The 11062-nt window shown below is 51.8% G+C and carries 10 protein-coding genes and 1 pseudogene; all 11 read right to left on the reverse strand.

Going from position 1 to position 11062, the window contains the following annotated elements:
* Positions 1–49: 49 nt before the first annotated feature.
* Complete coding sequence (locus tag HED67_RS07905) at positions 50–2131, reverse strand: DNA topoisomerase 3 (protein ID WP_221717992.1); 2082 nt, start codon at positions 2129–2131, stop codon at positions 50–52.
* Positions 2132–2146: 15 nt separating this feature from the next.
* Positions 2147–2335: a hypothetical protein gene (locus tag HED67_RS07910; protein ID WP_221717993.1), complete on the reverse strand. Its 189-nt coding sequence runs from the start codon at positions 2333–2335 to the stop codon at positions 2147–2149.
* Positions 2332–3036 carry a DUF4366 domain-containing protein gene (locus HED67_RS07915; RefSeq protein WP_221717994.1) on the reverse strand — a complete coding sequence of 235 codons (705 nt, stop codon included), beginning with the start codon at positions 3034–3036 and terminating at the stop codon, positions 2332–2334. The genes HED67_RS07910 and HED67_RS07915 overlap by 4 nt, the downstream gene beginning before the upstream one ends.
* Positions 3026–3283, reverse strand: a complete 258-nt coding sequence (locus HED67_RS07920) for a DUF4315 family protein (RefSeq protein ID WP_221717995.1) — start codon at positions 3281–3283, stop codon at positions 3026–3028. Before HED67_RS07920 ends, HED67_RS07915 begins: the two co-directional genes overlap by 11 nt.
* A gap of 27 nt (positions 3284–3310) precedes the next feature.
* The gene (locus HED67_RS07925; RefSeq protein WP_330656626.1) at positions 3311–5374 is read right to left on the reverse strand and encodes a CHAP domain-containing protein; all 2064 of its coding nucleotides are present in this window, start codon (positions 5372–5374) and stop codon (positions 3311–3313) included.
* 16 nt (positions 5375–5390) lie between these two features.
* Positions 5391–6233 carry a Mom family adenine methylcarbamoylation protein gene (locus HED67_RS07930; RefSeq protein WP_456298680.1) on the reverse strand — a complete coding sequence of 281 codons (843 nt, stop codon included), beginning with the start codon at positions 6231–6233 and terminating at the stop codon, positions 5391–5393.
* Between the two features lie 17 nt (positions 6234–6250).
* A complete protein-coding gene (locus HED67_RS07935; RefSeq protein ID WP_221717997.1) occupies positions 6251–7147 on the reverse strand; it encodes a DNA cytosine methyltransferase in 897 nt (298 codons plus the stop codon).
* The gene (locus HED67_RS07940; RefSeq protein WP_330656625.1) at positions 7144–9630 is read right to left on the reverse strand and encodes a VirB4-like conjugal transfer ATPase, CD1110 family; all 2487 of its coding nucleotides are present in this window, start codon (positions 9628–9630) and stop codon (positions 7144–7146) included. The genes HED67_RS07935 and HED67_RS07940 overlap by 4 nt, the downstream gene beginning before the upstream one ends.
* Positions 9527–9934 carry a PrgI family protein gene (locus HED67_RS07945; protein WP_221717999.1) on the reverse strand — a complete coding sequence of 136 codons (408 nt, stop codon included), beginning with the start codon at positions 9932–9934 and terminating at the stop codon, positions 9527–9529. Before HED67_RS07945 ends, HED67_RS07940 begins: the two co-directional genes overlap by 104 nt.
* 17 nt (positions 9935–9951) lie before the next feature.
* Positions 9952–10821, reverse strand: coding sequence for a VirB6/TrbL-like conjugal transfer protein, CD1112 family (locus HED67_RS07950; RefSeq protein ID WP_221718000.1), 870 nt, complete (start codon positions 10819–10821; stop codon positions 9952–9954).
* 19 nt (positions 10822–10840) lie between these two features.
* Positions 10841–10924, reverse strand: a pseudogene (locus HED67_RS07955) (Maff2 family mobile element protein); the annotation flags it as partial.
* Between the last annotated feature and the right edge of the window lie 138 nt (positions 10925–11062).

Raw genomic sequence — 11062 nt, forward strand, 5'->3', positions numbered from 1 at the left:
CAGGGATTTTACGGAAGTGGGTACACACTTCCTATGCTTGCTATTCAAGTTATTTCTTCTTCGTTATCTCGATACGATAGTTGACATATTTCCCGCCGGTGTCGGCTAAAACTACCGTTCCGTCATAGGTTTTTCCTGTTTTCGGGGAGTAAAGCCCTTTGACATTTGCCTTGCCGGATTTTAGGAGTGCGGCAGCGATTTTCGGGGTAAAAGAGGTTTTTCGTTCCTCGAAAAAGCGGTCATTCTTCCACATGGCAAAGGTACAATCCCTGTTTTCGCAGTAGTAATTCTTTCTGCCCTCATAGACGAAAGAACCGCAGCGGGGACAGTTGCCGATTACCGGCTTTTCCTCTTTGAAACGCTCCCTGTCCCCGTCGGAAAGGAAAGGATAGGCTTTCACAAGCTCCCTTGCCATTTCTTCAATGCCCTGCATAAAGTCCTCCGGGTCAGATTTTCCCTTTGCAATGAGCGTCAGCGTATTTTCCCATTCTGCGGTCAGCTTCGGGGAAGTCAGACTGTCCGGCAGGACGCACACAAGATTGATACCGTTCTTTGTCGGTACAAGCTGTTTTCCCCTGCGTTCCACAAAGCCGGATTTCACTAACTTTTCAATGACAGCGGCACGGGTGGCAGGAGTACCTAATCCTTTTCGTTCCGCGTCCTCCGTGGTGTCCTCACTTCCTGCGTGTTCCATAGCAGAGAGCAGCGACGCTTCCGTGTGGGGCTTTGGGGGCTGTGTGTCATGGGCAGTTACCGTTGCGGGAATATTGGAAAAGGTCTGCCCCTCGGTAAAGTCCGGCACATTGGGAAAAGTGTCGTCCTCATGGTCGGGTTTTGCTTTCAGCGTCAGACGGTAGCAGCGTTCCAAGTCTTTCCACCCGGAACAAAGCACCGTCTTTCCCTTTGCCGTAAAGTCATTGTCCGCACATGAAAATACCGCCGTTACCGCTTCATAAATGTGCGGCTCGGCGGCAGCGAACAACAGACGCACTCCGGCAAGGATAAGGATATTTCGCTCACTTTCGGGAAGTGCGGAAAGTTCTGCCTTTGCAAGCTCCTGTGTCGGGATAATGGCGTGGTGATCTGATACCTTTTTGCTGTCAAGGGTGCGGGACACGTCCGGGGAAAAGGTCACGTCCTGCATAAAGGGCAGCTTCTTACAAAGCAGCTCGCTGATCTGCGCAGCGGTGCCGCCCATGTCGTCGGTCAGATAGCTGCTGTCCGTTCTCGGATAGGTCAAAAGACGCTTTTCATAAAGGCTCTGTGCAAGGTCAAGGGTCTGTTTTGCCGTGTAACCGAAAATGCGGTTGGCTTCCCGCTGTAAGCCCGTAAGGTCAAAGAGCTTCGGCGGCGATACCGTCTTTTTCTCACGGGTCACGGATTTGCAGATTACCGGTCCCGTATTACAGGCAGCTTTCAGATTTTCCGCTGCGGCATGGTCAGAAAATTTTTCACTTACCGCTTCCGTGCCGGGAAGTGCAAGGCGTACATGGTAGTATTTTTCTTTCTTGAATGTGGTGATTGCCGCGTCCCGGTCGGTCAGCATTTTAAGGGTCGGGGTCTGTACACGTCCCACATTCAAGGTCTTGTGATACAGACAGGAAAACAGGCGGGTCGCATTGATACCGATGATCCAGTCGGCTTTTGCCCTGCATAGTGCGGACGCATAAAGCGGGTCATAGTCCCGTCCGTCTTTGAGATTATCAAAGCCGCTTCGGATTGCGTTATCCTCCATTGAGGAAATCCAAAGGCGGCGCATGGGTTTGTTGCACCCGGCAACTTCATAGACAAAACGGAAAATGAGTTCTCCCTCGCGTCCTGCGTCGCAGGCGTTGATAACCTCCGTCACGTCAGCACGGTGCATAAGCTCCTTTAGGATTTTGAATTGCTTTCCCTTATCGGCTGCAACGGTGTACTGCCATTCATGGGGCAGGATGGGCAGGCTGTCATAGTTCCATTTCTGATACTGTTCCCCATAGGCGGCAGCTTCGGAAAGCTGCACCAAATGTCCGACGCACCATGAAATAAGATACTTGTCGCCCTCCATATATCCGTCTTTTTTCTCTTTTACGCCAAGCGCGGCGGCGATACTCTGCGCCACACTCGGCTTTTCTGCAATGACTAACTGCATGATACATTCCTCCTTTCAGCGTTCCGGCTCGGTGTTCTTTTTCTCCTGTACCCGTTTCAGACAGTAGCCCACACAAGGGGACTGCCCATTGTACGGACAGGAAACGCAAGCCGGGTATTTTGGAACAGGCGGCGCATTGTCGCGCCGCCTGGTGGGTCTTTGTGTCATCATCTTTTCAAAAGGACTGTCGGTAAACCATGTCATGCTTCCTCGTCCTCCGTTTCTTCGCCGCCCGTGTCGTCGGCTTCCGGCTCGTACTCGTCGTATTCGTCAAAATCAAAATCGTCAAGGTCGGTGCTGCCTTTCACGTCCTGTTTCGGCTTGAAAATCTTAAAGTAGTAGAGTGCGCCGCCACCGCCAAGAAGTGCCACGATAAGGAACACAATCAAGCCGCCCATACCGTTATCTTCTTCCTGCGGCTCGTCGGGCTGCTCCGGCTCGGTTGCTGCTGTCACACCCGTACACGCCGCCATATTGACAGAGCATACCGGGCAGGCGGTGTTGATTGCCCCGGTCACGCATTTGTCGGTACAGGTGCAGACTGCGGGGGTAGTGGTTTCTTCCTCCCCGATAATCGCCATCAGGTCGGCTTCGTCCACTTGATTAAGGAAATGGACGGTGTTTTCGCCCTCGGCGGCATTGTCAATGATGATGTAAAAATAGTTGCCGCCTTTGCTCTGCACCACGATAAATTGCTTATCCTCGGACGCTTCGCCGGAAATGTCGTCCACAAGGCTCATATTGCCCTCCGGGGTAAGGGGCTGTGGCTCGGTTTCCGTGATAACGCCGCTGTCGTCGGTGGGAATGTCATTTCCCTGTGCGTAGGCGGTCATGGAAAAGCCGCCCATGCAGACAAGGGCGGCAAAGAGTACAAGAAAGCTGCGGAACAGTCGTTTATTCTTCATGGGCGTTGTCCTCCTGCTCGTAAGTTTCAGCGGGTACAGCGTTCATGCCGGGAATACCGCCGCCGGAAAGCATAGCGGTCAGCTCCGCAGGGGTCAGACGCATCGCACGCACAAGCTGTACGATCTGCAGGTTTTCAAGCTCGGTTTTCTGTGCAAGCAGGTCTTTCAAACGGTTCTGCTGCTCGGTAATGCGTTCGCGGGTCTTTTCGATCTCCGCATTGATACGGTCAAGTTTGTTGTTTGCCATAAGTTCAGTTCTCCTTTCAAAATTCGGTTAATTCCAGTTCATCAGCCCGTACCCTTTGATACAGGCATAGTCTAAGGGGTAGCTTTTGATTTTACAGGCATTGCCGGAATTGCCCTCCACGGTATAGACACGGCTTCCGTCCGTGCCTATTACAATTCCTACATGGTCTGCGCTTCCGTCTAAATCCCAATCGAAAAAGATAGCGTCACCGGGGGCGATATTCTCATAGCCCCGTGCGCCCCATTGTCCATGAGAGGTAAACCACGGTACGCCCTGCGACTGGCAGGCGGCAAAGCGCGGCTCGGATAACCCCGCCTGTCCGTAACACCAAGAAACAAAGCAGGCGCACCATGCCACACGGCTGTCAAAGCCGTACCAGCTCCAATAAGGTGCACCGCCCACATTTCCCACCTGTGCCTTTGCAAGCTCTACAAGCTGCGGATTGCCGGGACGTGTGCCGTTTACAAACTGTACGCCGCTTAAATCCTCCGACGCGGACGTATCAGCAGAACCGCCGCCGAAAAGCAGGGGCTTATTGCCGCTTGTTTCCAAGTACACCCGGAACATGGCAAGCTGTTCTTCGTTTAATACTTCCGGAGCAATGGTGGCTATATCACGGTTGGTTAAGGTCACGTTGAGAATGTAATACTCATACGGCACTTCCACGGTGTAGGTGTCCTTATGGGTATTTCCGTCCTCGTCCGTCCAAGTGTCGGTACGGGTTTCGGTGCGGTAGCGTATCTCCACTTCCTCGGTCACGGTCAGTTTGTATTGCAGATTGAAAATGCGGTCTAATTCTGCCTGTGCGCTCTGCGGGGTGTAGCTCTGTAAAAGTGCGGTCAGATAGGACGCTAAAGCGTGGGGGTTATGCCCGATATTATCAAGGTCATAGCGGTATTCGTCATAGCCCGGATAATCACGCTCGATATTGTCAATCCGCTGTTGCAGTTCCGTTTCCATAGCCGCATAGTTGTTTTCGACTGCCACAAGGTCGCTGTCCTCGGACGTGTAGGAAGTTCCGATCACGCCGTTTAACAGCCCGGAAAACATAGCACCGCATGAGGAAAGCCCCGCCGATACCATGATGAAAAGAAGCAGCGCGGCAATGATGAGCAAGATACCTTTCCAATGCCTTGCCGCAAATTCAGCGGTCTTTTGGGTGGTTTCCGCGGCTTTCTTTGCTGCCTTGCGGGTGTTCTCTGCGGCGGTCTTGATACTGCCTGTCCGTGCCGCCTTTGCATACTGCTTTTTGATCTGCTGTTTCTGCCAGTAGCGGGAAAGCGGATTAGACGCGGCAATCTGCGGGTTATCATGCAGGAGTTTTTGATACTGAAATTCCACATTTGCCCGTGCTGCCGCTTTTTCAGCCTTTGCCGCCGCCCGGTAGGGTTTCAGCTTGTGGCGGTGGTAGCCCTCCCGGATTTTCCTTGCCCCGTACCTTGCGCCGCCCTCGGTCAATTCCTCGGTCTTGTGTGCGCCCTCCACGCCGGAGTTGTCTTTTTCCACTTCATGTATCTTGTTGTGGACGAATACACCCGCTTCCTGCACCGGACGGGACAGCGGATTTTTTCGGTGCTTCAAGTCCGGCATGGGCTTTTCCCGTTCTTCAAAGTGCAATCGGGTCTTGCCTTTTCCTGTGGCTTCGTCAAAGGTGCGGCTTCGCACAAGCACTTTTTCCTTTGGGACTGCCGCCCTTGCCGCGTCCAAACGGTCAGCGGCTTTGTCGGAGTTCTTGATATACTTTTCAAGCTCCGGGGTGGAAAGTTCCTCGTCGGTAAATTGCAATCTTGAAGATCTGCCGCTTGTGGTGGCTTCCTCCTGTGCTTTGCGTACTGCCTTTTTGGACGCTTGCCGGGTCTGTGCTGCGCCGATATGCTCCATGACACGCTCTGCCGTTACGGTATCATGCTTTGGGGCGATACCCGGTGTTGGGGGAAGTGGTGCGGTTTCCGACGTTTGGTTATGAAGCTGCTGCGCCATATCCTGCGGCTGTTCCGGCTGCTTTGTGTAGTCCGTTTCCTGTTCCCGGCGGCTGATACGCTCGGCGGTTTCTTTGGTTTCGTTTACCTCGATAAGCCCGTCACGGCTCATTTTCTGTGTTACCTTGTCACGGGGCTTCAAGGGGTCTTTCATGGTCTGTCACCTCCAATCGGTCAAATTTCTGCGGGTTATAACGGCACACGTCCCGGTCAAACCGGGGCGGTGCTATGGTCTGATACTGCCTGTCCCCGGTGCGCACACGGAAAAATAAATCCCGGTCTTTGGGGTAGGAAAGGCTCTGATACTGCGAGTACTGTCGCAAGATGTTTTCTGCCTTTTTGTTCAGCGGATAAATATAGCGGAACATTCGCCCGTCGATTTTCTCAATGCCTTTCATGGTGCAAAAGTTATGTGTCAGCCAATGCCGCGCTTTCTTTCCGTCAAGCTCTGCATTTTCTTTTAAGAGAAGTCCTGCGCTGCGGGGGTGTATCTTTTCCCCGGTTTCCGCGTCCCGGTACACGCTCGTTAGAAAATGCCCCATGTAGCGGAAATTTGCGGCTTGATACACATAGCCGCATTTTCCCATGATACCGTCCGCAAGGGTGTAAAGGAAAAGGCAGTCCGTTTCCTGCCGCACCCACTTAATGAGTGCAGACAGGGCAAGACTGCCAAAATGCCCGTTGCCGTTCTCGGACGGGAGAAAGCACATTTTTCCGATTTCCAAGTAATCCTTTGTCTGTAAGGCATGGTCGGGAAAAAGTTTTCGTATGGTCTGTAACGGCTGCGTTCCCCACCCAAGCGTTACCACGCCGCAAAGTGTTTTGTCCCGGTAAAGTCCCAAATAGTATTTATTCAGCTGGGGCAGCACCTTTGAATAGTGGTATGCCCGGATAAAGGACGTTGCCGCTTCCGGGGAAAGCTCTCGGACAAAGAGAGATTGTCTTGTTTCGATTGTTTCCTCACCTCCAATCGGTCAAAATTCTTCGGTCAGAACACGCACCAGTCTTTACAGTTTCCAAGCTCTATGTCTGCAATGAAACGCAAGATAGGATAAACCTGTGGGGGAACAACGGCATTCCCCAATGTTTTCAGCCGCTTTATACGGTCTTTCTTGTCCTCTGCCAAGCGGGGAATGTCAAGCGGTTCTATTGTCCACAGGTAACGTCCGTCCATTTCGGCGGGAACCCCATGAGCCATTCCACCCATTCGGGATTGAACCGCAAGTTTTCCTCCGCGTTCGGGGATAGGTGGTAGACTGTTTCCGAAAGGGACGCCGCCCAGTAATTCCCATTGTTGTTCATTCTGCGGAACGCTCCGTTTGGAGAGATCGTCACCCTTGATACACGGGGTTTTGTCCCGGTGTCGGAAGCAAGGGGTGTGGGAAACATCAGCCCCGACGATAAAAGTTCGTTTGCGCTCATGCCATGCACCGACGGCACAAGCAGGAAGCACGAATGTCCAAACTGCATATCCCGCACTTTCCAAGTCAAAGAGCGTCTTGTGCAGTCCCATGTTGACGAAGTTAGCAACATTTTCGCCAAGCACCCAACGGGGGCGCAGTTCTTTAATGACGCGGCACATCTCCGGCCAGAGGTAACGGGTGTCCTCAAATCCCCGTCGCGGTCCGACAGAGGAAAAGGGCTGGCATGGGAAGCCGCCGGATAAGAGTGTGATTTCTTTTTGTCCTGTCTTTTCAATAAAAGCCTCCTTTGTTACGGTCGTTATGTCCCGGAAGCGCGGCACAAGCGGCCAGTGCTTTTCAAGGACAGCGGTTGGATAGTCCGCCCATTCGCACTGGCATACGGTGGTAAACCCTGCGGCTTCTGCCGCAAGGTCAATGCCGCCGATACCCGTAAACAGACTGAAATGCGTTAAGGGTTTCATGCGCCTGCCACCTCCTCCGGTTTGGTTGTCATTACACGGTAAAGCTCGGTATCTTTCGGGAAACGGTCAATGAATGGCAGCACCACATTTCCGTAAAAGATAAGTCCCTCGCCCGCTTCGGAGTGGGTCACATACTTCATCTGCTGTGGGGAGATATTGAGCTGCTTTGCAAGGATAGCCCGGTCGCCCGCCGCCTGATTGAGCATGAGGACAAAATCGGAGTTTTCAAAGATGTTCTCTACCTCGCGGCTTGATAACAGGTCTTTGACGTTCTGCGTAATGGCGGTCGGTATGCCGCCCCATTTACGAAAACGCTTCCAAATTTCCACGGAATAGGCTGCGGTCTGTTCCTCTTTGAGCAGCAAGTGAAATTCGTCCATGTAGTAGCGGGTGGATTTCTTTTCGGCACGGTTTACGGTCACTCTGTTCCACACCTGATCCTGCACAATGAGCATACCTAACTTTTTGAGCTGCTTTCCAAGCTGCTTAATGTCAAAGCAGACAAGGCGGTTTGTCAGCTCCACGTTGGTACGGTGGTTAAAGACGTTGAGAGAGCCGGAAACATACAATTCCAACGCTGCCGCAATGCGGGCGGCTTCGGGTTCGGGCTGTTTCAAAAGCTCGTCGTAAAGGTCGCCCAAGATAGGCATTTTCGCCGGGTCGGGGTCAGCAAGGAACGGTCGGTAAACATTTCTCACGGCGCGGTCAATGACGGTCTTTTCCACGGGCTGCAAGCCCTCCTTGCCACCAATGACAAGCTCGCACAAGGACAGGATAAAATCGGATTTCAGCGCAAGCGGGTTGTCGTCCTCGGAGTAGTTGAGGTTAATATCCATAGGATTTACATACTGCGGCTTTCCGTCAATGCCCCTGCCGGTCGGGGACAGTCGGATAACCTGTCCGTTCAACCGCTGCACAAGGGAAAAATACTCGGCTTCCGGGTCGCAGATGATAATGTCGTCGTCGGTAATGAGAAAGGCGTTTGCCATTTCACGTTTCGCCGCAAAGGATTTACCGCTGCCCGGTGTTCCCAAGATAAGCCCGTTTGGATTTTTGAGCTGCTTTCGGTCGCAGAGTATCATGTTGTTAGACAGGGCATTTAAGCCGTAGTACAACGCTGCACCTGTCTGAAAAAGCTCCTGCGTGATAAAGGGAATAAAAATAGCGGTGCTTGATGTGGTCAGTCCCCGCTGAATGGGGATAAGGTTTTCCCCAAGCGGAATACTGCTCATAAAGCCCGCTTCCTGCATATAGTCAAGGCGGGTCAAAGCGCAGTTGTTTTTCTGTGCAATGCCCGCCGTAGCGAATATGTCATTATCCAGTTTTCTTTTTGTGTCTGCCATGTTCACCACAAGGAACGTCAAGAGAAACATTCGCTCGTTGCGGCTCTGTAAGTCCTGCAAGAGATTTTTCGCTTCGCTGCCGAATGTGGCAAGGTCAGACGGGATTATATCCATGTCGTAGCCGCTGCGTACCGCTTTTTTCTGTTCCTCGATTTTCATTTTATCAAGGTCGGTGATCTTCCTCTTAATGGTCTTGATTGCTTCGGTCTGGTCGATACTGCGGATATGCAGATTTACCATAACGCCGTTTTCCAAGTCCAACACGTCAGATAAGATACGGTCGTTAAGTTCCGGTGCAAGGATTTCAAAGAACGATACCGCACCGATTTTCTGTCCCATGCGGAAATACCGTCCGTCACCGAAACGGAAAGAGGACGGGGCGATAAAGTCCTTTGTGGTAAGCCCGGACGGGATAAGCCATTCCCAAGAAAAGCAAAACGGCTCGCCCTGTGGGTGGAAAATGCCATGCAGCACTTCCAAGCGTTCATAGCCTGTCATGGGGCGGGCAGACACGCCAAGCACCTTGAAGTTATTGAGTATGTCGGTTTCAATCCGGGCAAGGCGGGATTTTGCCGCGCTCATGCTGTCGGCTTCAATGGAAAATGTGATGTATTTTGCTTTCACAAGTCCGTTATTGCCCTTTGCAAGCTGATTTTTCAGCATATCCGAATACTCGGTACGAATAGAGTTAAAAGCGTCATTCTGTACCGGGATATGGATAGCGTTTTCTGCGTCGCTGCCGCGCCCGCCCTGATTGATGAAAGAGAGCTGCACCTGTACGCTTGCGTCAAAGTAGTTGAGAAAATCGCACCAGTTTTCAAAAATGGCGGTCTTGTCGTCTGCCTGTGCAAGCTGATAGTTGATGTCCTCAAAGGCAACGGTCTTGCTGTACCGCTTGCCGGAAACATGGCAGATACCGTCCGGGTACATCTGCACATAGGGAATGGTCTGCTGTGCGGTGTGGGGCTTTCCGTCGCCCTTTGCTTTCTGTATCACTTCCGCGATCTGTTTCTTTTCAGCACGGGTCAGCTTCCGTTTAGTCTTTCCTGCGGGGCGTTTTGCCTGCGTCTTTTTTTCGGTTGCCTTTTGCAATCGCTGATACCTCCTTTTCCAATTTTGCCTGCCGTTCGATAACGGCATAGAAATTCTGTGTCTGATAGGGGCGTTCCTTTGGTCGGGTGAATTTTGTATTGATGATGTTTCGTATCACCACTTCAAGGGGCTGCCCGTGTTTTTCATACATGGCAAAGAGAAAACACGGGAGCATTACCACAATCATCACCATAGCGGCAAGGCTCGTCCCTGCGCTGTCTTTGAACAGGAAAAACAGCGGCAAGCCAAGAGCCAACGCCGCCGCAAAGAAAATGAGCTGCCGTTTGGTAAGATTGAACGCTACCTTTGTTTTTACCTTTGTTAGGTCTTTGGGTACGGGTACATACGCCAAGAAAAAACCTCCTTTCGTTAGTGTGCGTTGAAGATTGATTTTGCAAGTGCGCCGGTCTTAAACAGGGAGAAACAGAGGATAACGGTATAGGCGGCGATTGAAAAAATCGCACTGTGTAAGTTGTCCGCTACCGTCAGCGTGTTCACAAGCACCGCATAAATGCCGACACATATCATAATGAGGAAGCCTTGAAAACCAAGTGCGAACAGGGATTTTAGGTAGTTGTTTCCTATCTGTCCCCATTCCCGGTTTGTCATGGTCGCAAACGGGATAGGCGATACCGAACAGTAAAGGTAAATCTCTATCATTCTTCCGTAGAGGATAACGGTTATCAGCACGGACATGATTTTCATGCACAAGCTCACAAGGCTTGTTTCCATGACAAGCAAGAGAAGTTCGGGGATTTCCATAGCGTCAAGCCCGTCCTGCATGGACGACAGGGCGGCGGTCACGTCAATGTTCGTGTTACCGCTGATCACCCCTGCCGCACCGGAAACGACACGCTGTGCCACGTCAAATACCGCCATGGTAATATCAAAGGTGTGGGTGACAAGGTACACCGCCACCCACGCCTTGAAAAACCACTTAAAGAACATGAACGTGTCAACGTCGTGCATATTGTTCTTTTCCGTTACCATGCTGATAAGCTCCACGCATAGGACGTAGGTAATGACAAGCCCCGCAATGGGGATAATCACATTCTCCGATAAGGTCTGTATCATGGAAAATATGCTTGCGTTCCACCCTTGCGGGGTCTTGCCTACCTCGGTAGCTATCGTACCGACTTTTTCGTTTACGTCCCCGAACATAGTTGACAGATTACCGTTTATCGCTCCGATAAGGATTTCCTTTATCCATTCGTTAATCGCGTCAAGTATGCTCTGCATAAGCCTTTACCCGTGCTTCTTAACCGAACAAGCCGGAAAGCAGAGGTACAAGGGTCGCACCGATGAGGGCAACACCACCGCCAGCCATGAGCTGTTTTATCCCCAATTAGGTGTAAAACTCTGCTCGATGGCGGGCGGCGGCGTACAAAAAATCTATATGGTATTTTTTAAGAGAACCGTCCCGGCGGGACAGGTCAGGCAGTGACCTGTTCCACCTCCGGGATGGGTTTGAGATTAAAAT

The organism is Pseudocoprococcus catus, assembly GCF_019734885.1.
In the GTDB taxonomy this organism is placed as follows: domain Bacteria; phylum Bacillota; class Clostridia; order Lachnospirales; family Lachnospiraceae; genus Coprococcus_A; species Coprococcus_A catus.